The following is a 25412-nucleotide window of genomic DNA, read 5'->3' as shown; positions in this document are numbered from 1 at the left end:
GCTCTCCGCCCTACGATAAGTCAACATCGAATCGCCTCCGGCTCTTCGTGTTTCCTTTATCTCAGTTGGATCGCTCCAGGCCATACGCCGCTGAACAGGGCGTTTGCGCTTTTCTAAGTCATTCCCCAATGCTTGCCCACCCATCCTTCAAATAAGCCAATTAATCGATCCAATAGAAATCCGCTCACTCCGATAAAAATGATCCCTGCTAGAACGTAATCGAGATTTAAGGTATTTCTCGCATCCACGATTAAAAAGCCAAGGCCTGACTGGGCTCCAACCATCTCACCGGCTACAAGGAAAATCCAACCCGTCCCCACAGCAAGACGCAGGCCACTGACAATCGATGGGAAGGCAGCAGGAAAAATGAATGTAACCATCAATTTCAGATTCCGAATTTCAAGGTTTTCGGCAATTTTCAAAAAGGAACGATCAATCTTACTGACTCCCGTTACTGTCGTTAATAGCACGGGAAAAAAGGCAGCAATAAAAATAATCACAATCGCTGGCATGTTTCCTATTCCAAACCAAAGAACGATGAACGGCGACCAGGCAACGGGGGATACCGGCCTCAGCACTTGCACAATCGGGTCAAACACTTGCCACACTTTCGGTAATCTTCCGAGAATCATTCCGAGAATAATAGCAGGAATTGCAGCTAAGAAATAACCTGCTAGAAATCTGCCAAGACTCACTTGTAAATGCTCGAATAAAGTACCCTCAACAATAAGGGCAATAATCGCTTTCCCCACACTTAACGGAGAGGGCAGCAGTGCTTCAGGATAACCGCCAATCCAAATCACGATTTGCCAGATGATCACCAAAATGACCATCCCTATTAAAAAATTCAACAGTTTATTTCCTAGTTTCATCATTTGTCACATCGCTTTATTAATAAATGTATTGTCAACAAATTCTTCATATAATGGCGGGTTTTCCATTAGCTTCATTTCCAAGATGAGATTGCGGAGCTTATCATATTCCTTTTTCTCTATGCGTAATCCATCAAACGAAATCCATTGAAGCGATAGATCAAGGACTTTCTTGTCTACTTTCATGTAATGCTGGAATGATTCGTATAAAGCCGGATCCTTCTGATTGGCAAGTTCGCCAGATTTTATATACTGGCTTACCATCGATTGAACGGCAGTCCGGTTCCCTTGAATAAAATCGTTACGGAAAACGAGTACACAGCAATAGGAATTTGGCCAAATGTCATCAGAAGAGTGAAGAACATGCCCTTTATCCAATACAACCGCTTGCGCACCAAAGGGTTCTGCCACTACATAACCCGCAATTCGATTTCCCGCTAACGCAGCAGGCATTTCAGCTGGCGGCATTTCCACTACCTTGACATCATCATAGGTCAACCCTTCTTTTTTCAATGTTTCATATAATAAGAGATTATGAGTTGAATATTTATGAGGAATCGCAAATGTTTTATTCTTAAGTTCTTTTGCATCATCAATCTCTTTTGATGCTATTAAGACATTTCCGTCTTTATGACCGAGTGCCACTGCTTTTAAGTCAATTCCCTTTTCCACTGCTTTCATCGCAAGTTCAATTAAGACAGAAGCACCATCTACACGTCCGGTGTTTAAGGCATCCATTAAATCGGGCCAGGAGTTAAATTTGACCAGTTCAATGTTATAATCCTCAAATTGACCATCATGAACATGGGCATCTAGGTACAGTGGTCCAGCATGTGTGATGGGAAGGTAACCAATTTTGATCGTTGGTTTATCCAGGGTTTTCCCTGCCTGCTGTCCGCATGCCGTCAAAAATAGCATAATACAAGCGGTTACTAGTCGGATTATCCATTTTTTGTTTTTCCTCAACGCTCATTTCCCCTTAAATGATGTATTCCGGTTCTTGGTGACTACCGCTAAGCTCGAACTCTTCTAAGATTCTTTTACGGTAGTGATGAAAATCTTCCCCCGCACGGTCTCTCGGCTTGGCAAGCTTAATCGGCATGTCTTTAAAAATTCTTCCCGGGTGGGAACTCATAATTAGTATTCTGTCAGATAAATAGACAGCTTCATCTATATCATGGGTCACGAGTAAAATAGTTGTCTTCAATTTTTCCTGAATCCGAAGAAGTTCATCCTGTAAGAGATAGCGATTAAACGTATCAAGTGCAGCAAATGGTTCGTCCATCAATATGACATCAGGCTGCATGGCGAGCGCTCTTGCGATGGCAACACGCTGCTGCATTCCACCCGACAATTCATGCGGAAATTGATGGAGGACATTTTCAAGTCCAACCAGCTTTAATGCGTCCATGATCCGTTTTTTCTTTTCCACTCTCGGAATTTTTTCTCCATCTAGTCCTAGTTCCACATTTTTTATAACCGTACGCCATGGCAGAAGATTAATTTGCTGGAACAACATAATGCATTTTCTTGAAGGACGTTTCACCTCATGACCATCAAGCATCACCGATCCTCCATCTGCCTTTTCGAAACCAGCCACCATATTTAATATAGTACTCTTCCCGCAGCCGCTTTTTCCAAGTAATGTGACAATTTCCCCCTTTTTGACCTGATAAGAAACCTGGTCAAGTACATGAAGTGATTCCTTTCCATTAACATATTTCTTCTCTACATCGGTTACTTCAATCACATCCGTTAACACATCTCAGCCTCCTTTATTTCAAACTAATATATTCATAGTGGTTTAGTTGGTATTGTAGGTTATTTTATTATACTTTATTTTAAAAAACAACCTACTAATTTCATTTTTCTGAAATTTAATTTCGCGTTTAGTTCATCCATATAAAAAGCCCCATCTCTATTAAAATAAAGAGACGGGGCATTGCACTCCTAGGAACTTCGTTTACAGGGCAACCACCTTATGAATTCAACTCATGCAAATACAATCGTTTTATTACCATGAACAAGTACTTTGTCTTCAACATGCCAGGAAACGGCTTCGGCGAGAACTCTTTTTTCCACATGACGTCCCGCAGTCTTCAAATCCGCTACTGTATAGCGATGATTAATACGCTGCACATCTTGTTCAATAATTGGTCCTTCATCAAGATCATTTGTTACATAATGGGCAGTTGCTCCTATTAATTTCACCCCGCGGTTAAACGCCCTTACATAAGGATTTGCCCCAACAAAAGCTGGTAAGAAAGAGTGATGTATGTTAATGATTTGTTTCGGATAATGGGAAATGAAATTAGGAGAAAGAATTTGCATATACCTGGCCAGAACAATAAAATCTACTTTCCCTTTTAATAGTTCTAATACTTTTTGTTCGGCATCTTCTTTCGTTTCTTGAGACAGCGGAATATGATAAAAAGGGATGCCATAGCCTTCAACTAATTCTTTTAAATCAGCATGATTACTTATCACCATAGGGATTTCCACAGGAATTTCATTCGATTTCCACCGCCAAATAAGCTCGGTGAGACAGTGATCAGCTTTGGAAACAAAGATGGCCATTCGCTTTCTTCTTTCATTACTGCTCAACTGCCAATCCAAAGCATACTCCCGCGCCATAACATGAAGATCTTTTTCAAGTTTTTCAAATGTAGAATCAAATTCTTCCAAGTCAAACTCGATCCGCATAAAAAATATACCTGCTTGTGGATTAGTAGTATGTTGATCAAAATGTACAATATTTGCTTTGTGTTCTAATAAAAAATTCGTTACAGTCCAGATAATCCCTGGCTTTTCTGGACAAGAAATTAATAATTTTGCACGGTTCAGCTTTACCTTTGTGTTCATTGCTCTTCCACCATCCTTAGGGTTATAATTTATGTTGTATTACGCATGAATTTCCTCTTAAAATCTCTAATATATATCGGAAAACTTGGATTAATAGGAATAAAATAACTTGTTTGGCCATACTTGTTTGCACGCAAAAAAGGACAAAAAAGGGTAGCACAAGGCTTTCTTCTACCCTTCTCTGTCCTTTTACCTGAGAGTTTAAGTTCGATTAAGAACCTTCCCCTTTGGTGGCATATAACTGTATACGCGCTCTCCAGAGTTGCGTCCAATTGTGGTTCCATCTACCTGAGAGATTTGTTCCAAGGGTCTTTTTGGAACTTGCTCCTTCGGTGGCGTGTAAACTTGCACTCTCCCACAACTATCTACCGCTTATTCATTTTTATTATTTTCAAGCAGAAACATGAATTAAGATTCTATTTCCTGAGTTGCTAATCAATCTCCTACTACTTTTTGTTGATTCTCCTGCTCCGCATAATTCTCCTTCTTTATCAACAGCTTATAAATCCCAATCAGCATGATAAACCAAACAGGTGTTACGAACAAGGCAACACGAGTGTCTTCCGCAAGTGCAAGTACAACAAGCACGAACGCTAAGAAAGCAAGGATTAAGTAATTGGAAAATGGATAAAGCGGCAATTTAAATTTGTTCACTTTCGCTAGATCTGGTCTGGTTTTCCGGTATTTCAAATGGCTGATGACCGTAATTCCCCAAATAAAGATGAAACATACTGTGGAAATACTTGTAATCAGCGTAAATACTCCTTCTGGCATAACATAGTTCAAAATAACGGCAATTAGAATGACGACAGTGGAAAAGAACAATGCATTAGTAGGTACTTGACGTGAAGTAAGTTTTGCAAATGGTACAGGTGCATTTTTATCTTTGGCAAGCGAGAATACCATCCGGCTTGTACTGAAAATGGCGCTATTACATGCCGAAGCTGCAGAGGTTAGAACGACAAAATTGACGATACCAGCAGCTGCAGCGATCCCAACCGCCACGAAGACTTGAACAAATGGGCTTTTCGCTGGATTGATGGCGTTCCACGGATAAATACTCATGATGACAATAAGGGCGCCAATGTAGAAAATTAAAACCCGAATAGGGATATTATTGATGGCTTTTGGAATTACTTTTTCTGGGTTTTCTGTTTCACCTGCTGTAAGTCCTACAAGTTCAATGCCAACAAACGCAAACACTACCATCTGGAATGAGAGGATAAAACCATTTATGCCATTTGGAAACATGCCGCCGTGGCTCCATAGATTCCCGAAACTGGATGCCCCGGAATTTGTGGAAATGCCTTTAATAATCATGAAAATCCCGATTACAATTAATGCTAGAATCGCAATGACTTTAATTAATGCGAACCAGAATTCCATTTCGCCAAAAAGTTTTACGGTTGCAAGGTTCATGATGAGCAAAACGACTAGTGCAATTAATCCTGGCATCCACTGTGGTACACTTGGAAACCAAAATTGAGTATAGAGACCAACGGCTGTTAAATCGGCCATTGCAATTGAAATCCAGCAAAACCAGTAGGTCCAGCCAGTAATAAATGCCGCCATATTACCTAAATAGTCTCTAACAAAATCAACAAAAGAATGATATTTCAAATTGGATAAAAGCAATTCGCCAAGTGCGCGCATGATTAAAAAGCAAATTATCCCTGTAATCAAGTAAGCAAATAAAATCGATGGACCTGCTAAATGAATAGATTTACCTGCTCCAAGAAATAATCCTGTTCCGATAGCCCCGCCAATAGCAATAAGTTGAACGTGCCTGTTTTTTAAACCTCGCGACAATGTTTGTTCCTGCATATGAATTCCCTCTCCCTACTTTTCAAGGATGTTTGCAATTTTTTGATAGTTTTAATAATAAAGTAAAATCAAATAATTGAAAAGTAATTTCCCTATAAAAGTTTAATATAATATTAGTCAATTCGGCAGAAATAAGCGCTTACATTTTTTTTAAAAAGTAAATATTTAATGGATAAACCTAATTGGAATTCGAAAAGAATTGGACGCCCCCATTATTAATTTTTGTGTTTAACTCCTCCTTTTTTTGCTTTTTCCTATTTTTCTCTACAAAAAAGGACAGTGAAAAATAGGCGTTCCCCTATTTTTCACTGTCCTTTTACCTGAGAGTATAACTCCTTTGGTGGCACATGGCGCTCTCCAGAGACGCGTCCTATTGTGGTCCCTTTTACCTGAGAGATTGACCCCAATTTTTGGGACTTGCTCCTTCGGTGCTAAACAATGCGTTTAGACTCTCCCACAATATTCATCCGCTAGTATGAATATAAATTTATACTAATCTTTCAAAATCAAGTTGTCAATTGAATTTTCAGAATTCATATATTATTATAATTTCACAGGTATCCTAGTCCATTGTTCTTGTACAAAACCACCATTTTTGAAATGCTTCAAAAAAATACAGCGTTTATCCCCCATGGCTAGGGATTTACGCTGCATTTTGATCATTAGGAGAATTGGCTTTATATCCATTGAATAGAACCAAACTCACCATGTGGATGATTTTGTAATTTAAATCTTTTATATTCATATTCTAATTTTGAAAGTGATAATTCGTAAAGCTGTTTGTCATCTTTGTTATATACACTAAAGAAAATTAGTTTATTAATAAGTTTTTGTCTCTTTTTTTCAACGTTGTTTCTCATAAGAAACACTCCTCGTGGTTTAGTGTAGTAACTTTACTATAAACATACAATTCCCATCTGTAAAGTATGAATTAAAAAATAGTTAAATCCTTTTTTATCTTCGGTATATGACTAAAAATCCTTTTCCATTTGGAAAAGGATTTTAGCTGTCTACCCGTTTTTTTAATAAATGACCTTCCAATTGTGATTAACCGTTGCTTTCACAATTTTATTTTTTAGAATATAGTTTGCGATAATTTCTGATATGTCTGTTGGGATCTCTTTCATAACGGGTTTGTTTTTATACATAATATAATTACCGCCACCACTAGAACGATAGTTGTTCATGACAACATCATATTCTTTTCCAAGTTCTACTGGTTCACCTTTGTACTCCAGCTTTACAATTCGTTCGCCGATTGGCTTCGAAATATCAATTAAATAATCTATCCCTTCCCACATATCATAATTGTAATGCTGTGGTTTCGGGTAAATAAATGCCGGATTCACTTTGATTTCTATACCATCATATTGTTCAAAATAAGAGGCGGACTGCTCTAATGCATCCTTCATATCTTGTCCTGTAATGCGGATAACCTTTAATGTATTTGGATAGATATAGTTTGAAACAACCGCTCTCATTGTTACATCCTCTGGAAACCCAAGTGCTACACTATCAAATAAAGCAGTACAAGAGATATCAACTCCTGAAACCTCCATTTGGACACGGTTGATAAATTCAATTAAGGAATTATCCTTTATTCTAACTTCCATTGGATCTCGAAAAATCATAGCTCCTTCGATTTTCCCAATTGGTTGATCTAACCAGTCTTGTGTATCGTCTTCGTACCTCTTCACTACTTCTAGTAAGCTGAAATCCTCCTCGTCAGAAGGAACGGATAGCAATTCAGAGGATTTTTGCATACATTTCCAGCCAGCTGCATCCTTTTCTAGCAGTATAGTTACTTTCCCTAACGCAATCCCATCTTTTCCTGGCTGTACGACGATTACACCATTTATTAAATTTCCGGCAATTTGTCGATGCTGGTGACCTGTTAAAAGCACATCAATACCTTCTATTTCCATACAAATTTGGTATCCTTGATTTTCCCCTGTCAATTTTTCAGTTGGCTCTCCTGTTACTAAATCTCGTTCAAATCCGCCATGGTAGGAAACCACGACAATATCTACCTTTTCATCATCTTTTAGTATCTTTACCCACTTTTTAGCTGCTAAAACAGCATCCTCAAACCTCATACCTTCTATATGCTGAGGCTGTTCCCAGTTTGGTATATAATGAGTTGTTAACCCAAGAATCCCTACCTTTAGGTCTCCTGCCTTTTTTACCAGATAAGGTTTTCCGAAGTAGGGTTTGTCTGTCTCTACACTAACAATATTTGCTGAAAGCCAAGGAAAATTTGAATCATTTACAGCGGAATCTAAGATGTCCTTCCCATAGTTGAATTCATGATTACCAAAAACAGCTGCATCATATTTCATTTCATTCGCAGCAACAATCATCGGATTCGGGCGATGGCTGTTAACTCGGGCATAATGATAGGTCAATGGTGTCCCTTGAATAAGATCTCCATTGTCAACCAATAGAACATATGGATTTTTCGTTCTCTCCTTTTTGATTAAAGAAGCGATTTTACCAAGACCAACATCAGATGATTGATTATTTCCATAATTCAGAGGAAAAATGTTGCCGTGAACATCACTTGTTTCTAGGATGACAAGTTCCATTCTTTCCATCAGTTCATTCCTTTCCTTCATTTGCTAAAATTTGATGATCTTTTAATGTATAATCAACACCATAGTCTGCCAGCAATTGAATACCGGATTTAGGTTTTAATCTTTCCGGATTAAAGCTGTGTAAGGGTAGTAGGAATTTTGGATCAATGCGATCTACGATATATTTTAAATGAGATGGTATGGCATGGCCACCCGCACCAATATAATCATAGTCAACATCCAATTTATTCAAGATTTTTTTTAGATTTTCAAATGCAGGATCAAAGGATCCCAACGGTACTCCGTTTGAATGGATGTATATCCCCTCACAAACATCTAAATCAAATAACTCGAGAACATTTTCATACGTATTTTGCAGAAAGTATTCTCCAGGATTGATATTAATCTTTTCGGCACTGATCGATTCATATCGTTTTAACAATTCAGATTTCCAATCTGGTAGTGTACCTGTTTGTTCTTCAAAAATAGTTTCAACAGATTTATAAACAAGAAAATCATGTTCATCTGTTAACTTGTCTAATAAGTAAGCAGTCTCATGTTCAAAAACAGCTTTCCTTGAAGAGCCTTGTGATGCTTTTATGATTCCTATTAACCTATCAATGTTCCGATGATAAACGTTAAATATTCCTAAACCCTTTGTTTCATTTAACTTGTTACTCATTTTTTCAGGAATAGTTATTTCTGTTGTCATTCCCTCTGGTACGATAGGATTACCTATAATAGCTTCGCGCATTTCTTCTACATTGCTCAATGTGGTTCCTTCGATAATAAGAGCATCTATACCAAGCCTGTTTACTTCATTAATAAAATGCTCGATTCGTTCTGGGTATTTCCCATGCAGCCTAAGGTCTCCCGTATAAAGTATAGCTCCATTTGGAGTTTGAATATGAAAACCACACGCCCCAAGAATATCATGATCAACTTGAATAGGTGTAATGGTGATTTCTCCTATTGAGAAAGACACCCCATAGTCACAGGATTGGTAGTTGCGTTTACCCGGAACTCCTTCTCCAATTACTTCTAATGCATGATAGAGTTCATAGCTCTCTTTTGTTAAGTATACAGGAATGGACGGAGCAATTGATCCCATTGCACCTATATGATCAAGATGTAAATGAGAAATTATGACTGCCGTTTCTTGACCATTTTCTTCAGCAGGGATCAGGTCATGCTGATAAGTTCCGAGATTTTCCGCTGAATATACGCCATCAATAGCTGGAATTAAATTTAATTTGAGATTGTCTCGCACCATTCCATGAACTCGCCTTTTAATCTGTCCATCAAAAATATTCGATGCAGGATTATACGTCAGACCAAAATCAAAAATAACTCGTGAATCTTTGTATTCCACCGATACAACCGTGCCGCCTATCGTTCTTAGGCCGCCCCAAAATCGAATATTCGTATGATTTACCTCTTTTGCCATCTTTTCCGTCACCTCTTTAAAATATAATCTTTTTGAATGATACCTAAGTGAATGAAGAAGGGAACCATTTACTGGCCCCCAATTCTTCTCATTTTTATTTACTAGCCTTATCTAAAGCATCTTGAGAATTCTTGGCAGCATCTTTGATCCCTTGATCAACTGATTTTTTCCCAACCAATACTGCTTGAATTTCTGTAGAATACGCTGATTTCATGGCGAAAGCACCGTTAAGATGTGGGAAGTAGTACCCAGCATCAAACTGTTCTTCTGCTGCAGCATAATTTGGATTTTCTTCTATATGTTTTTTCCATTCGGGGTCATTTAGAGCCGATTCTCGTACAGGGACATATCCAGTGTTTTTAGCCCAAAAGATGGTTTGTTCCTTGCTGGAAAGGAATTTCATAAATTCCCATGCTGCAAGCTTTTGTTGATCTTCCGCAGAATCGAAAGTCACTAAATTTGTACCCTGAAATTGTGTAGATGCTTGCTTATCAGCTGGCAGCGGGGCAGTTGCCCAATTAATTTTCCCTTGTGCTGATGCGCCCACAAAAGAAATTCCTGCTGAAGATCCGATATACATTCCCACATCTCCGCGAGTGAATGGATCAGACATATAGTTATCTTCGCCAGCTAATCTAGCAATCTTTTTATTATTAACCATATCATTTAAGAAAGTTAGAGCTTTCTTCCCTTCTGCTGAATCGAAAGTGACCTTTTCTTTGTCACTATCGACAAACTGTCCGCCCGCTTGCTGAACCCATGTCGGGAAATTAAGACCAATAGCATTTTCAAAGCCCATACCCACTACATTTCCCTTTGTTAGTGTTTGAGCTGCTTTTTCAAGCTCTTTCCATGTGGTTGGAGCCTTTAGATTATTGTCTTTGAACATATCTGTATTATAGTAAAGGATTTCTGTACTCTTGTTAAATGGAACACCATAGAATTTATTATTCCAAGTATTTTCTTCACGGAATACTTTGACAATGTCATTGAGTTCGGCATCTGTCCAACCCACCGTCTTATTTTGAATATATGGTGTTAAATCAGTAATTAAATCATTATTAATATAATCCTGCATCCAATCTTCGTAAGCTTGTGCCATTACAGGTGAAGTATGAGATTTAGCTGCGGCCATTAACTTTTTGTTTAAATCATCATAAGTCCCTTGATTGACAAGTTTAACAGTGATATTTGATTGTGAATCATTAAATTCTTGTGTCATAGTCTGTAACGTCTTCTCTAATCCGCCAGTCATGGCATGCCAGAATTCAATGGTTACAGGCTTATCAATTTTCGTTGGAATCTCTGCCGTATTTTGCTTTTTGGAATCTGTTGATTTGCTAGCTGTTGAACAAGCAGCAAGACCAATCGCTAACAAACAAACTAAAAATAGATTGACGATTTTTTTCACGGTATCTTTCCTCCAAATTTTAAATAATTATGAAAATAATAAATTATTTCAAGCAGGATCAGTGAACACATATCACCCCCTTTATTTCTCTTTAAATCACCCCTTAATCCCTGCTCTAGCTACCCCTTCGATGATATATTTTTGCAAAACGATAAATAAAATAATCATAGGCAGGATAATCATAGATGAAGCTGCCATTAATAATTCGTATTTCGTACCTGTATCTGTACTAAAGGAGATTAGTCCTACCGGCAGCGTCCTCATATTTTCAGAACTTGTAACGATTAAGGGCCACAAGAAGGCGTTCCAGCTTCCAATCGCCTTTAAGATGGCAATGGTAATTAATGCTGGCTTTGCAAGTGGAACCATGACAGACCATAGGAACCGAAAGTCGCTGCACCCATCAATTTTGGCTGCGAATGAAAGCTCCTTTGGGATCGAAAAGAAAAATTGACGCAATAAAAAGATTGAAAAAATACTAGCAAGCCAAGGAACAATTAACGCCTGATATTGATCAATCCATCCTAAATTTGATAAAGTAACAAAATTAGGAATCAATAACACTTCTCCCGGAACCATCATCGTTCCAAGCAGGACGGAGAAGATTATTTCACGTCCATAAAAATGAATTCGGGAAAAAGCATAAGCTGCCAGAATAGTTGTAATCAACTCACCTATAGTACTTGCGATTAAGACAATCACACTATTGACCGTATAAATTGCAAAGGGAGCTGAGAACCATGCTTCTATATAATTGCTCCATTGAATGTCCGAAGGAATCCACTTTGGAGGCATAATCATCACTTCGTTTGGTTGTTTTAATGATGTACTGATCATCCAAACAAAAGGCAAGAGCATTAATATACTTCCAATGATCAATAATAGATAAATAAAACTTTTGGAAAGTGCTTCTTTTTGCAACTTGCTCCCTCCTTCTGTTAATAATTCACTTTCTTCTTACCAAAATAAAGTTGAATCAGCGTAAAAATAAAAATTACCAAGAAAAGGACATACGCTGCTGCAGAGGCAACTCCAAAGTCCCATTCACCGTAAAATTTATTATAGATATAATAAACAATCGTCACGGCACTCCCTGCGGGGCCCGGCTGGCCGCCAAAGAGGGCATACACTTCATCAAATACTTTAAACGAGTTTATAATGGAAACGATGGAGATAAAAAAGGTCGTCGGCGATAACAGTGGGACTGTAATATTCTTAAATCTCTCCCAAGCACCTGCCCCATCAATTTTAGCCGCTAAATAGTATTGTTGATTAATATTTTGTAATCCTGCCAGGAAAATAATGATATTGTAACCAAGGCCTTTCCAGATCGCTAGAATAACAAGGGAAGGCATCGCCCATTTTGGATCCGTTAACCAATTAACCGGCGAGATCCCAATTAGGCCAAGGAAATAATTCAATACACCATATTGACTGTGGAAAATCCACCGCCAAACAATCGAAACGGCTACAACAGATGTAACAAAGGGCAGAAAGTAAACAGTACGAAACAAACCGCGAAACTTAATTTTTTGATTTAATAATGTAGCAATGATCAATGAAATAATAATCGAAAGTGGAACTACACCAACAACAAATAGTAAGGTATTTCCCATCGATTTCCAAAATTCAGGGTCTTGAAAAATCATTTTATAGTTATCCAGACCTCTTGCAAAAACAAGATCTTTAAAATAGTCATAATCCGTATAAAAGCTCATAAAAAAGGACTTAACAATTGGATAAATACTAAAAGTAATAATGAGGACCAAAGCAGGAATTAGGTAAAGTGCTGCCTTTATCGTTTTTTTCATAGTTGGTTTGTCATTCAAGATCAGAACCCTCCTATCCTTCGTGGTGCAGCAAGTTTTTACCATTGCTCAAATCAAATAAATGAGTGCGTCCAGGACGAATGGCTAATTTCACCATATCTCCTCGATTAACTTTTACATCCGGGGAAACAATGGCACGCAGGTTTGTTTGTCCTAATCTAGCGTACAATAAATTATCTCTTCCAATTCGTTCAACCATAATCGTCTCTACCGTGAATCCCGCTTTTGCTAAATCAGGTTCAATGTAAAAATCCTCCGGTCTAACACCAAGTTCATAATGCATATTTACCTCACCGTTACTTTTTAGTGGTGCTCCTAAATGCAATGAATCTTCAGTATCCGGTAACACGATAGTTTGTAAATCCTCGCCAAGTTTAACTGATAGTCTGTTAATCGGAGGATTCCCTAGAAATTGAGCAACAAAATGGTTTTCTGGATAGTCATACATATCTTGCGGAGGACTAAATTGCTGTTTTTTTCCATCCTGCATTAATAAAATTTTATCTGAAATGCTCATGGCTTCTTCTTGATCATGAGTCACAAATATAGTTGTAATGCCAACTTCTTGCTGAATACGTCTTATTTCTTCCCTCATTTCTAAACGCAGCCGTGCATCTAAATTAGACAAAGGTTCATCTAATAAAAGTAGCTTCGGCTTTTTGACTAATGCTCTGGCAATCGCCACACGTTGCTGCTGTCCGCCTGATAATTGACTAGGCTTACGATCTAATAAATGGTTTATTTGAACGAGTGCAGCCATCTCTCTAGCTCTTTCTTCTGCTTCCTTTTTAGGTATTTTCGCCATTTTTAACGGAAACATAATATTTTTAAGAACGGTCAAATGAGGATATAATGCATAGTTTTGAAATACCATTCCAATTTCTCGGTTTTCTGGTTCAATTTTATTTACGATACGATCACCAAAATATAGTTCACCCTCAGTTGGCTGATAAAGGCCTGCTAGCATAAATAAAGTAGTACTTTTTCCACAGCCACTTGGACCTAACAGTGATACGAGCGTACCTTCTTCAATTGTTACATTTAAACGATCAACAGCCGTCATATTTTCAAATCTCATGGTGATATCTTTTAGCTGTACTTTCAACAGAATGCCTCCTTGAAGTAAGTTTCTTTTCTCCCCTATCGTAGCGAAGATTTATTAAGAAACTGTAAATTTAATGTTCGATTTATTTAAATAATGTAGTATAATAAAATGTTACGAGTGTATCTATATTTAAAAACTCACAAAAAAAAGTGCCGAGCACAATCTATTTGCTAGATATTGCCGGCACTTTTATGACAGTGGGACGGTTCTCAGAGGCCAAATCGGAAGTTTTGCATAGAACTATCCATTGCTTCCCAATAAACTTTATTAAATCTGTACACTGAGTTTACAATTCTTTAATAGTCAGATGATATGATTGGTTCACCAACGATGAGGAGGTAGTATAAATGAATGTTCGTGCAATTTTTATTGATATGGATGGTACACTACTAAAAGCCTCAAACAACATTTCCAACCGAAATATGGAAGCTATTTATAGGCTCATTAATCAAGGGGTCAAGGTTTTTCTAGCTACAGGTCGGCACTATGAAGTAACCGCTCCTTACCATAAAGAAATTGGATTACGAACTCCAATGATCTGTTTAAATGGTGCTGCTATTCACGATGCTGAGACAGGAAGAGCTATACAAATGAAAACCGTCCAACTGAACGAAGAACGATTCCACCAACTGACCGCTGAAAATCCATGTAATGTTATGATCCATACAGCAAATGGGCTTTATTGTAAGGAAACGAATGAAGAAATCGATTATTGGACAAAAGTTGGCAAAATTCCGCCACAGTATATTGGTGATTTAAGACAGGCAAATTATCAAGATGTTCTTAAATATAGTGTTCGAACGGGTGCACCATGTCCGCAAATTTCCAGTTTGTTTAACAAGGAAGCAGAAGTCATCAATTGGAATGACGGGTTTGAATTACTCGCTCCTAATGTTTCCAAGTGGTCTGCTATAAAAAGCTTACTTCGTGCATTTCGAATTAGTCCAAATGAAGTCGTTGCTATTGGAGACGGACCCAATGATATAGAAATGCTTCGTCATGCAGGAACTGGCGTGGCAATGGGGAACGCTAGCGAAGAGGTTAAAGCAGCAGCTGATTTTGTTACAGGACACCATGAAAATGATGGATTAGCTGAGTTTATAGAACGTTATCTTCATCAATCATATGAATCAAATGTGATTTAGGGTAATCCAGTCGATGCTTGCCCGATGAAAGCCAAGACCTTAAAGGGAAATCAGAAAGTCGGATTATCCTATGAATACAAGTCAAAGACCAAATCTATATGACTTGGTCTTTTCATTTGGTTGTGATTGTTATCTTCTTCCACAAAAGCAAAGCTACTTCTCCAAAAGTGACATTCCCTTTTTCTACTTCAAATCTTCAATTGAATTTATATCCATATACTCTGGTACTACCAGTCCATTCTTTGTTCCATGTAGATTGGATCCAAGATCAACAATATCGTTTTTATATTGTTTATAAAATTCTTTATGCGTACTAGGAAGCCAAGCAGCTACCATTCCGTCCACACTGCCATTTGCCACACCAGCAAACATTGGTCCAACCTCAACTTGGCTCAATTTTACCTTATAGCCATTCTGCTCAAGTACCTTTCCAATGACATTTGTACTAGCAATTTCAGTATCCCAAGCAACATAGACAAGATTCACGGTTTCCCCATTCCCTGCCTGTGCACCTTTTGTCCATTGCCCCACTTTTTCCCCGTTCGCCTTGATCCAATTTTCAGCTGCTTTAGCTGGGTCTGTTCCCTTTTTAATGTCCAGCATCACTTTTTCCATATCCGCAGGTTTCCAGGTAAATTGATCGAGGATGGTGTAGGCGCCTGGTGCATCCTTTTCCAGACCTTTTCTTACGATTGTATGAATATCTTCCACCGCTCCATATGAATCCTTAGGGTCTTTGAGAAATTTCAAATCGTAAGTAGAAAACATCCAATGTGGTGCCCACCCGGTAACAATGATTGGTTTCTTATTCTGGTAAGCCTTGTCCAATTCTGCCGCCATCGCTGCGGATGAACCTTCCTGCAGCTGCCAATCTTTCAGCTGATAGTCTTTTATGGCTTTTTTCGTCTGTGACATGATTCCTGCACCAGGCTCAATCCCAATAATTTGATAATCAACTCGGGTCCCAATGCTGTTACCATTCTTATCCTTAGCAGTTTCTTTTGTAATGCTTGTCACAACCGCCGTCACGATGATTAGAAGAGCTACAATGGAAAAGACTATTTTTTTATTTAAGATACTTTCATATGCCGGTTTTCGTAGGTTTTGCGAAATTCGATCAAGAATAACGGCGATGAACACAATCGATAATCCAGCCTCAAAACCCCGACCAACGTCTATTTGACTGACAGCACGGTAAACATCTGCCCCCAGTCCCGGTGCACCCACTAATGATGCTGTTACCACCATTGATAGAGCAAGCATAATACTTTGGTTTACCCCTGCCATTATGGTTGGCGTGGCAATAGGCAATTGAACCTTGAATAACTTTTGCCTGTTACTGGAACCGAAGGCGTCGGCTGCCTCTATTAAATCTTTCGGTACCTCCTTAATGCCCAGATTGGTCATCCGAATCGTAGGTGCAATGGCAAAAATAAATGAGGCAATAATTCCCGGTACTACCCCAATGCCAAAAAATAAAATAGAAGGAATTAAATAAACAAACGCCGGCATGGTCTGCATAAAGTCTAAAATCGGCGTCACAATTCTATGCACCGTTTTTCTTTGGGCACACCAGATACCCACAGGGATCCCAATAATGATGGTGAGTAAGCCTGATAATAAAACAATGGCAATGGTTTGAATACTTGAATCCCAATAGCCAAGATTATCAACCAAAAGTAAACTGATGAGGGTGAAAATTCCTAATGGCCACCTGCTGGTATAGGCAACCAAAAGTGTTAAGACGATAATCATGACAATGGGTGGGCCGGCACTTAATACATTCACAATAATATTTAATAGAGACTCGATGACGGCAGTTAATAAGGTGAAAAATCCGGCAAATGCAACGGTGACCCATTTGACCAGAACGTCTATCCAATTACCTAAAGGGATTTTCGGCACATTCATCTCATTCACTCTCCAAATCGTTCAAGGAATCTTTATTTCCTGCCAATGCCCCAATAACCGCACCACGAATGACCACGCCTTTTAGGCGGTGTTCTTCATCGATAACGGAGATAGGCAGACTCGATGTGGCCATCACGTCCATCAAATCAGCAAGTACAGTTTCTCCGGAAACGGTTGGAATATCTGTTGACATGACTTCTGCAATCGATTGATTCTGATCAATAGCCTGTCGCGCCTCTTCAGCGGTTATCGCTCCCAGTAATTTTCGATTTCGATCAACGACAAATACACTTGAATATCCCTGCTTCCGCATGATTTCCAAGGCCACCCGCGGCCCGCGATCAACTGCGATTCTTTCAGCCGGTTTCATCACATGTGTGGCTGTTAATATTTTTGATAAATCCACATCCTCCACAAATTTCTCGACAAATTCATTGGCAGGATTCATCAAAATTTGTTCTGGTGTTCCCAGTTGAATAATACTCCCATCCCTCATCAATGCAATCCGATCACCGATTCTTAGTGCCTCATCCAAATCATGAGTGATAAAAATGATCGTTTTCTTGTATTTTTCTTGGATCTCCAGCAATTCATCCTGCATATCTTTTCGAATTAATGGATCAAGTGCACTGAAAGCTTCGTCCATCAAGATCACATCTGTGTTACTAGCGAGCGCCCTAGCCAGCCCTACCCGCTGCTGCATACCCCCGCTCAATTGTTTGGGAAGCTGGTTTTCGTACCCTTTTAATCCGACAACCTCCAGTGCACTAAATGCTTTTTCCCGGCGCTTTTCAACGGGAACTTTCTGGATTTCCAGACCATATTCCGTATTTTCCAAGATCGTTTTATGAGGAAACAGCGCAAAGTTCTGAAACACCATGCTGATTTTTTTCTGCCTGACTTCCCTTAGCCGCGCGTCATTCATCTTCACAATATCCTCATTTTCAATTAGGATTTCCCCAATTGTTGGCTTAATTAGGCGATTAAACATTCGAATCAATGTGGATTTCCCGCTTCCGGATAAACCCATAATGACAAATATTTCACCGGGGTAAATTTCAAAGGAAACATTCTTGACCCCAACGGTTTGACCGGTAGCCTTCAAAATTTCCTTCTTCGTTTTCCCTTGCTTTAATAAATCAATCGCTACTTTTGGATTCGTACCAAAAATCTTAGAAACACCTCTGACCTCAACATAAGGATTCATCCTGTCACCTCTTCTAATAAAAACCATTTCATATACATTTTTTCCGAATAGTTCTGTTCTATGTGAATTTAGGACAAAAATAACAGACATGATTTATAATAATTCTAAAAAGCCCTTACTGCTTAAAGCAGAAGGACTTATTATGTGATTTATAATACTAATCATTGAAGGGATCCTTACAGTACGAACGGGCAGGTTAATACAATGGGCTGTTATCAAGAAAATTGTTGCCTTTTTACTACTTTTGCAATAATTTCCTGCTAAGATTATAGTATAAAAAGGTGTTATTTGAAATTTCAGTAATAGTGTTAACATTTAAATGAATATGGGGGCGAAAAAATGTTTAAAAAAGACTCAGAGAAGAATAAAAGCTCAAATAAGAGATTTGAAGAAATCCTTACAGAAAATGGCGTGGCTAATGGAAACAGAATAATAGTAGATAAAGAAACAGGAATTCAATATTTATTTAGTTGGAGTGGATATGCAGGGGGAATTACCCCGTTATTGGATAAGGATGGAAAACCAATGATAAAACCAAATAATGAATAACACACTTTATCTTGTTCAACTATAGGGTAGCTTTAACACCATTATGAATAAAATTTCAAAGGTAACCAGCTCCCACGCTTTTTCCTGCGGTAAATTATTGTATTGCAAGAAAATTGAAAGGTTGATCAATCAATTATGGAAAAATGAATGTTTATTGAAACCGGGATGGGTATTGATGTTCAAGTTCAAAATATTACGCACGCAGTAGTTCGTGCTGTAAAAGAGCCCTACAAGTTCAAAATAGAGAATAATCCACCCCTATCAAGAAGGGTGGATTATCTTTTAACTAATCAATATTTATTATCCTATTAATAATAAAAATTAACATGCTTCAACTAATATCGCAATTCCTTGGCCTCCCCCAATACAGAGAGAAGCAACCCCGAAACGTCCGTTTATTCTCTTTAATTCTAGTATAAGCGAATATAAAATCCTCGCCCCACTTGCTCCAACCGGATGTCCAAGAGCGATTGCCCCCCCGTGAACATTCGTCTTTTCACGGTTTAAACCTAGTTCCCTCTCAACAGATAAATACTGTGAAGCAAAAGCTTCATTTACTTCCAATAAATCAATATCTTGAATCGTTAAATTTTCCTTTTTTAAGAGTTTTTGAATAGCTGGAATGGGCCCGATTCCCATTAATGTAGGTTCAACCCCTGCAATGGTCCAGGAAACAATACGGGCAAGCGGTGACTTAGCATGCTTAGAAATAAAGGAGTCACTAGCAACCACAAGTGATGCAGCTCCATCATTAATTCCACTGGCATTCCCAGAGGTAACCGTTCCTTCCTTTTCAAATGCGGATTTTAATTTTCTTAATGCTTCTATACTAGTATTTTCCCGAATATGCTCATCTTCTGTTATCAATAAACTTCCTTTTCTATTCTTTATTTCAACTGGAACGATTTCTTTTTGAAATACACCACTTTTTCTCGCAGCAGATGCCCTCTGTTGACTTTGTAAAGCAAAATCATCTTGTTCTTCACGTGATATATTATATTTCTTAGCTATATTTTCAGCTGTTATCCCCATACCAATTCCACTATATTCATCAGTGAGCGTAGCCCACAACATATCATCTAATTGCGGACTCTTTAAGCCTGTTCCAAAGCGGCTGCCATTCATTACATACGGTGACTGGCTCATATTTTCAGTTCCACAAGCTAAACCGGCTTCACCCTCCCCTAATATGATGGACTGGGCAGCCGATATCACTGCTTGCAAGCCTGAGCCACACAAACGGTTAACCGTTAAGGAAGGGCTTGTAATTGGAATTCCTGATTTTAAGGCAATATGCCTGCTTAGATAGGAAGCATTACGGGCAGTGTGGATAACGTTCCCTACAACAGAGAAGTCAATATGATCCGGTTCTATCCCACTTCGTCTGATCGCCTCTTTACTTGCGGTCACCCCGAGTTCTGTCGCGCCCACATCTTTTAACGCTCCCCCAAATGAACCAAACGGTGTCCTTGCTCCTTCTAAAATATAGATATCTTTCATTTTCTTCATCCTTTCTTATTAAAATAATACTGTCATCCTGTTCCCTGCTTCGATTTCCTGAAAATGCCCATTTTTAATCAATAGGAATAAAATCCCTTTTTGGTTTTTCGTCCAAGGTAGCCGCTCCGAACCATTTTACGTAAGAGTGGAGCTGGGCGGTATTTACTATCTGAAAACTCATCGTATAAAACATCCATTACCTGTAAGCACACATCTAAACCGATTAAATCGGCTAAAGCTAGTGGCCCAATCGGATGACTTGCACCTAATTTCATTGATTGATCAATTTCTTCAGTTGATGCGACTCCTTCCGACAAAAGAAATACAGCTTCATTAATCATAGGGACTAACATTCGGTTTACAACGAAGCCAGGGGCTTCATTCACTTCAATCGGTACTTTTCCAATTGAATGGATAAACTCTTTACTTCTCGTTACAATCCTATCATCTGTCCGTTGGCCGCGAATGATTTCTACAAGTTTCATAATGGTGGGCGGATTAAAAAAGTGCAGTCCTATAACTTGATCTCGTTTTTCTATATACGACGATATTTCACTTATACTAATCGATGAAGTATTTGTAGCTAATATGGTTTTTTCATCACTGATTTTATCCATTTGTTTAAAAACGGCACTTTTAATCTCCTTCTTTTCAGGTACTGCCTCGATGATGATATCAAAACAAACTTGTGGCAAGGTTGAGGTTGGTTCTAGGTGATTTAATGCGGATTCTTTTTGTTGTGAATCTATTTTCCCCTTTTCTACTAAAGAATTAAGCTGCTTTTCAATACCGCCCATTCCTCTTTCAAGCTGCTCTTTGGATTGATCGAATAATGTGACCTCGTGATTATTTTGTGCAATTACTTGAGCGATTCCTGCTCCCATTGTTCCTGTTCCGATAACGAGAACCTTTGACATAATCATTCCTCCCATTTTCATTTTGTCTCATACTATGTAAAAAAATCTACATAAAACGAAGCCGAGTAGCTGCAAATGGGCATCTACTCGGGCAGCAAAAATGTATAATTCCTTGTAAATTATCTTTTTACTTCACTTGGTTCCTCTGTATCCTTGACAATTTCCGAAGCAAATTTAATCTTTTCTCCCCAATTGATCGATCTTTGGATGACCACTTTTTGTGCCTGCGGCGATCCCGCACCATGCATACACTCGATTATTGGAGTAGAACCGGTCATATTTTCAATAAGGCGTCCCATTTTAATTCTTTGAATAGGATCTACATTTTCACCTGTACGATAGTATTTATGAATATAGGGAGCAATCCTTGGGTTATCCAACTCTTTTTCAGATGGTAGTGTAGCAACAAATCCACCTGCTAAATCTTGTGAAATCTTTGTTACTTCCGGATAATAACGGGCAGTATTTAGTTTAGATGTATTTGCCAGCACTGGATCAACAAAAGCAGTACCACAGCCAGATTTAGAACAATTAAATGAACAGGCAAGGGCTCCACTATACATGGTTTCAACTAAGTGTGCCATTTCTGAAAGCTTCTCCTTCACATGACTGGCCCTTGAGATTCCGTGCATGTCTGTAAGAGAAGCTGTTGCACCTATCAGCACATCAAGATTTCCGGCCTTGCAGGCACCATAATTTTGACGATGGTAGGATGCGAAGCGATCAACAAGTTTTCCGGTATACTTGGTTTCCTTATACATGAATACGCGTTCCCATGGAACAAATACATCTTCAAAAATAATTAGTGCTTCTCCACCGACCACTCCATATTTTGCATTTCCTTGATCAATTTTTCCTTCCCATTTCCGGCTGTCATTAACTTGCCGTCCAAAAACATAGACAATCCCTTCTTCATCGGCTGGAACAGCGAATGAAATGGCGTAATCTGCATCGTTTGGTGTCATCGCAGCTCCCGGCATGACTAAAATTTGATGTGAATTGACGGCACCGGTTTGATGCATTTTTGCACCGCGAACAACAATACCATCTTCTCTTTCTTCTACCACCCTGACATACTGATCAGGGTCTTGTTGTTCTGACGGTCTTTTCGAACGGTCTCCTTTTGGATCTGTCATGGCTCCATCTGTCATATAGTCATTATTTTGTGTATCAATTAAAAATCGTTTAAATCTTTCATGATAATTCGTACCAAGATCTCGGTCCATCTCCCATGTTGTTGAATAGAGAGTAATTAAGCCATCCATTCCAACACATCGTTGAAAACAGGTTCCTGTTATTTGTCCTGCAACCCGAAGCATCATCGCTTTCTTAACGAGATCTTCTTGATTTTGCGGAATATGTGTCCAGCGGTTAATTTTCTTTCCAGTCAGATGGGAGATGGCACTCCCAAGTTCTTCATATTCCTCTTCTGTACCCAGTTTATAGGTGACAGATGCTGCATTAATATGCGGCCTCATCGCCGGATGATCGACTACATTTTCAACCCTTTCTCCCATGAAATAAACTTCCTTCTTTTGATTGCGAAGACTTTCAATATATTCTTCTTGGGTCATCATAATTATTTTCCTCCTCTTCATGTAAAGTTGTAATTTTGTATGAGTAGTAAGTTCTCTCTTATATACTATTAATGAATCTATAAAAAAAGACGATGTATAATATCATCAAACTTTTTTCCAGAAGTGTCATTGCATCAAATCATATTATCTGCCATTTGCGTCTAAGTTTGGACATTATACATCACCAGTGATTTCTTATATATCTATCACTCTAAATTATTTACTTTATGGTGCTTGGATTTTTTCAAGTTCTCGCAGCTCTCTGCGTAATACTTTGCCTGCAGCATTCCTTGGAAGCTCATCAATAAACACAACACTTGTTGGTTTTTTATAACTTGCCAGATGTTTTTGGCAATGCTCGACTATTTCTTCTGCAGTTACTTTCTCGTTGTCTTTTGTTACCACATACGCCTTTGGTGTTTCTACCCATTTTTCATGTGGAACTCCGACAACCGAAACGTCCTCTACCAAAGGATGTTTTCGAATGACCTGCTCAACCTCTGCAGGATAAATATTCTCCCCGCCACTAATAATCATGTCCTTTTTACGATCGACAATAAAAATATACCCTTCCTCATCCTGATAAACTAAGTCACCTGAATGAAACCATCCATTACGCATAGCCTCAGCAGTGGCAGCTGGATTTTTATAATATTCTTTAAACACAGTAGGGCCTTTATAGACAATTTCTCCAACTTCCCCTTGCTGGACATCCTGATCAAAATCATCCACAATGCGAATTTCCACATTTACAGCCGGCAATCCTACGGCACCAATTTTCCTTCTGGTATCGTCCCCTTTTAAAAAGCATGTATTGGAGGACATTTCAGTTTGACCAAAGGCATTTACAATTTCAACAGATGGAAACGCCTTTAATATCCCTTCAATGACAGGGATTGGTGCAATGGATGCACCCCATAAAGCTTTTTTAATTTGTTTAAGATTGTACTGTGATAAATCTTCTTCAATAATTTGCTGCCACTGTGTAGGTACAAAATAACAATGTGTAGCACGGCTGGCTGAGATTAACTCCAGTGTTGGCTTTGGAGCGAATCCCGTACTGGAAGTTAACACATTTGTCCCGCCAACAAAGATAAATGGCAACACACCGTTAAGTCCTCCGATATGGAAAAGGGGCAATCCGGAAAGCCAGACTGAAGAATTAGTTACCTGCATTTCCATTGACCAATTCGTCGTATTCATCCAGAGGTTCTTATGTGTTAGGACGGCACCCTTAGGTCGTCCTGTCGTCCCTGAAGTGTACATGATAAAGGCATCGGATTCATCACTGACATAGACATCAGGCTCCTCAACCTGTTCACATGCGATTATTTCCTCGTAATCTTCAGAATGAGCAGAGGTTTCCCCCTCCATTTGAATGGCATTTCGAACAACCTTACCGGAAACTAAACGATCTGATAACTCTGTAAATTCTTTACCAAAAATGAACACTTCACTGTCTGAATTTGCAAGGATATAGCGTACTTCTTCTTCTATAAGCCGAAAGTTTATGGGTACAGCAACGGCCCCCAGCTTATTACAAGCAAAAAACGATTCTACGACCCGATGGGAATTGTAGGACATGATAGCTACTTTTGTACCCTCTTTTACATTTCTTTTCGATAATGCATTGGCTAGTTGATTAACTCGATTATTTAACCCACGATAAGAGAGTTTTGTTTTTTCGAAAACTAGTGCCAATTTTTCAGGTGTCTTTCTAGCATTACGAGCTAACATTTCCCCTAGATTTAAGGAGCGCCAATTTGCTTTCGAATAGTTACTCATATGTTACGTTCAATCTCCTCTCTCAATCTATTAGTTAAATTACCGCAATTGGACGAATAGGTGACGCGGTTCCGCCTACGATGTTTAATGGGATCATGATAAAGGTAAAATCATAGACCTTTTCTTTAGCCAATTCTTCCAAATTCACCATTTCCATAATAGGTATACCGTTCTCTGCAATTAAATGAATATGGACCGGTGTATCCGGACTTGGCCATACTTCAAATGCTAGTGTGTCTGCTCCTGCCATAAGTACCTTTTTACTTGAAATCCATTTAGCACCATCTACATTTAACCCTGGACAACCATCATGGTGACCTGTATATACTTCATTATTTTCAAAGTGTTGAATCCAGCCTGTACGAACTAATACAATATCATTCTCCTGAATGGTCACACCTTGTTTTTCCGCTGTTTTTTGTAAAAGTTCCGCATCAATTGGTTCATTTGGACCCATGTGTTCAACACCTAAATAGCCCGCAACATCTAATAACACGCCTCTGCAAATAACAGGAGGAATTTCATTTACCCCCCCTTTAGCTAACCCTTTTTGACCATGCTGAACTTCTTTAGCATCAATCCCGCCATAAATTTTCCCATCCTTTGCAATATGACCTAATGCATCCACATGGGTACCCACATGTCCTCCCATTACAATCAAATCGTTAGATGGAGAGCAACATCCACTTTGATAATCTCCATGCATTGCCCACTGAGCAAATAGGAAAGGAGGATGTAACGGGGCATGTGGCATAAAGTTTTTTAATGGCATTCCTAGGTCAAAGACTTTCCCTTCTTTAATTTTTCCAAGAATATCAACCATATTGTTAGTTGCTGTAAACATAAATAAAACCTCCTAGTTTTTTGGAATTAATCTTTATGGACAAATAATCAAAAC

General features: G+C 38.7%; 22 protein-coding genes and 2 riboswitches. Of the genes, 3 read left to right on the top strand and 19 right to left on the bottom strand.

Annotated elements, in window-relative coordinates; all coding sequences use genetic code 11:
• Positions 1 to 113: 113 nt before the first annotated feature.
• The 12 genes from BABA_RS04030 to BABA_RS03975 all read right to left on the bottom strand — a co-directional run bounded on the left by BABA_RS04030 (position 114) and on the right by BABA_RS03975 (position 13923).
• A complete protein-coding gene (locus tag BABA_RS04030) occupies positions 114 to 872 on the bottom strand; it encodes an ABC transporter permease (RefSeq protein ID WP_040345163.1) in 759 nt (252 codons plus the stop codon).
• A 6-nt stretch (positions 873 to 878) separates the two neighbouring features.
• Positions 879 to 1838: an ABC transporter substrate-binding protein gene (locus BABA_RS04025; RefSeq protein ID WP_007083855.1), complete on the bottom strand. Its 960-nt coding sequence runs from the start codon at positions 1836 to 1838 to the stop codon at positions 879 to 881.
• Positions 1839 to 1851: 13 nt separating this feature from the next.
• Positions 1852 to 2634: an ABC transporter ATP-binding protein gene (locus BABA_RS04020; protein WP_007083854.1), complete on the bottom strand. Its 783-nt coding sequence runs from the start codon at positions 2632 to 2634 to the stop codon at positions 1852 to 1854.
• Between the two features lie 230 nt (positions 2635 to 2864).
• On the bottom strand, positions 2865 to 3734 hold the full coding sequence (purU, locus tag BABA_RS04015) for a formyltetrahydrofolate deformylase (protein ID WP_007083853.1): 870 nt from the start codon (positions 3732 to 3734) through the stop codon (positions 2865 to 2867).
• A gap of 265 nt (positions 3735 to 3999) precedes the next feature.
• A riboswitch (glycine riboswitch) is annotated at positions 4000 to 4102 on the bottom strand.
• Positions 4103 to 4169: 67 nt separating this feature from the next.
• Positions 4170 to 5558: an amino acid permease gene (locus BABA_RS04010; protein WP_007083852.1), complete on the bottom strand. Its 1389-nt coding sequence runs from the start codon at positions 5556 to 5558 to the stop codon at positions 4170 to 4172.
• 366 nt (positions 5559 to 5924) lie between these two features.
• Positions 5925 to 6025, bottom strand: a riboswitch (glycine riboswitch).
• A 210-nt stretch (positions 6026 to 6235) separates the two neighbouring features.
• Entirely contained in the window at positions 6236 to 6418 is a 183-nt protein-coding gene (locus tag BABA_RS04005) for a Fur-regulated basic protein FbpA (protein WP_007083851.1), read from the bottom strand.
• A 162-nt stretch (positions 6419 to 6580) separates the two neighbouring features.
• Positions 6581 to 8152 carry a bifunctional metallophosphatase/5'-nucleotidase gene (locus BABA_RS04000; RefSeq protein ID WP_040345092.1) on the bottom strand — a complete coding sequence of 524 codons (1572 nt, stop codon included), beginning with the start codon at positions 8150 to 8152 and terminating at the stop codon, positions 6581 to 6583.
• Positions 8153 to 8156: 4 nt separating this feature from the next.
• Positions 8157 to 9578 carry an MBL fold metallo-hydrolase gene (locus BABA_RS03995; RefSeq protein ID WP_007083849.1) on the bottom strand — a complete coding sequence of 474 codons (1422 nt, stop codon included), beginning with the start codon at positions 9576 to 9578 and terminating at the stop codon, positions 8157 to 8159.
• Between the two features lie 94 nt (positions 9579 to 9672).
• A complete protein-coding gene (locus tag BABA_RS03990) occupies positions 9673 to 10989 on the bottom strand; it encodes an ABC transporter substrate-binding protein (RefSeq protein ID WP_007083848.1) in 1317 nt (438 codons plus the stop codon).
• Positions 10990 to 11085: 96 nt separating this feature from the next.
• On the bottom strand, positions 11086 to 11910 hold the full coding sequence (locus tag BABA_RS03985; protein WP_007083847.1) for a carbohydrate ABC transporter permease: 825 nt from the start codon (positions 11908 to 11910) through the stop codon (positions 11086 to 11088).
• A gap of 17 nt (positions 11911 to 11927) precedes the next feature.
• A complete protein-coding gene (locus tag BABA_RS03980) occupies positions 11928 to 12818 on the bottom strand; it encodes a carbohydrate ABC transporter permease (RefSeq protein ID WP_007083846.1) in 891 nt (296 codons plus the stop codon).
• Between the two features lie 13 nt (positions 12819 to 12831).
• Complete coding sequence (locus BABA_RS03975) at positions 12832 to 13923, bottom strand: ABC transporter ATP-binding protein (protein WP_007083845.1); 1092 nt, start codon at positions 13921 to 13923, stop codon at positions 12832 to 12834.
• A gap of 347 nt (positions 13924 to 14270) precedes the next feature.
• Between BABA_RS03975 and BABA_RS03970 the strand changes: the two genes are divergently transcribed.
• The gene (locus BABA_RS03970; protein WP_007083844.1) at positions 14271 to 15068 is read left to right on the top strand and encodes a Cof-type HAD-IIB family hydrolase; all 798 of its coding nucleotides are present in this window, start codon (positions 14271 to 14273) and stop codon (positions 15066 to 15068) included.
• A 183-nt stretch (positions 15069 to 15251) separates the two neighbouring features.
• Here BABA_RS03970 and BABA_RS03965 read toward each other — a convergent pair whose 3' ends face one another.
• Together BABA_RS03965 and BABA_RS03960 are read right to left on the bottom strand one after the other, a co-directional pair.
• Entirely contained in the window at positions 15252 to 16979 is a 1728-nt protein-coding gene (locus tag BABA_RS03965; RefSeq protein ID WP_007083843.1) for a glycine betaine ABC transporter substrate-binding protein, read from the bottom strand.
• 1 nt (position 16980) lies between these two features.
• Entirely contained in the window at positions 16981 to 18186 is a 1206-nt protein-coding gene (locus BABA_RS03960; protein WP_007083842.1) for a quaternary amine ABC transporter ATP-binding protein, read from the bottom strand.
• 339 nt (positions 18187 to 18525) lie between these two features.
• On the opposite strand from BABA_RS03960, the gene BABA_RS03955 reads away from it, so the two are divergent.
• Both BABA_RS03955 and BABA_RS27960 read left to right on the top strand, forming a co-directional pair.
• On the top strand, positions 18526 to 18735 hold the full coding sequence (locus BABA_RS03955; RefSeq protein WP_007083841.1) for a DUF6440 family protein: 210 nt from the start codon (positions 18526 to 18528) through the stop codon (positions 18733 to 18735).
• Positions 18736 to 18882: 147 nt separating this feature from the next.
• Positions 18883 to 19047 (top strand): Lin0512 family protein, encoded by a 165-nt coding sequence (locus BABA_RS27960; protein WP_268870139.1) that lies wholly within the window; start codon positions 18883 to 18885, stop codon positions 19045 to 19047.
• 9 nt (positions 19048 to 19056) lie between these two features.
• Here BABA_RS27960 and BABA_RS03950 read toward each other — a convergent pair whose 3' ends face one another.
• The 5 genes from BABA_RS03950 to BABA_RS03930 all read right to left on the bottom strand — a co-directional run bounded on the left by BABA_RS03950 (position 19057) and on the right by BABA_RS03930 (position 25358).
• On the bottom strand, positions 19057 to 20235 hold the full coding sequence (locus tag BABA_RS03950) for an acetyl-CoA C-acetyltransferase (RefSeq protein ID WP_007083840.1): 1179 nt from the start codon (positions 20233 to 20235) through the stop codon (positions 19057 to 19059).
• Positions 20236 to 20312: 77 nt separating this feature from the next.
• A complete protein-coding gene (locus BABA_RS03945; protein ID WP_211214155.1) occupies positions 20313 to 21158 on the bottom strand; it encodes a 3-hydroxyacyl-CoA dehydrogenase NAD-binding domain-containing protein in 846 nt (281 codons plus the stop codon).
• Positions 21159 to 21271: 113 nt separating this feature from the next.
• Entirely contained in the window at positions 21272 to 22729 is a 1458-nt protein-coding gene (locus BABA_RS03940; RefSeq protein WP_007083838.1) for a 4-hydroxyphenylacetate 3-hydroxylase family protein, read from the bottom strand.
• 225 nt (positions 22730 to 22954) lie between these two features.
• Positions 22955 to 24514: an o-succinylbenzoate--CoA ligase gene (menE, locus tag BABA_RS03935; RefSeq protein WP_007083837.1), complete on the bottom strand. Its 1560-nt coding sequence runs from the start codon at positions 24512 to 24514 to the stop codon at positions 22955 to 22957.
• A 34-nt stretch (positions 24515 to 24548) separates the two neighbouring features.
• Positions 24549 to 25358 (bottom strand): cyclase family protein, encoded by an 810-nt coding sequence (locus tag BABA_RS03930; protein WP_007083836.1) that lies wholly within the window; start codon positions 25356 to 25358, stop codon positions 24549 to 24551.
• Between the last annotated feature and the right edge of the window lie 54 nt (positions 25359 to 25412).

This window comes from Neobacillus bataviensis LMG 21833, assembly GCF_000307875.1.
GTDB classification, from domain to species: domain Bacteria; phylum Bacillota; class Bacilli; order Bacillales; family Cytobacillaceae; genus Neobacillus; species Neobacillus bataviensis.
Note: the sequence above shows the minus strand (reverse complement) of the source record. Positions and strands in the feature narration are given on the sequence as shown.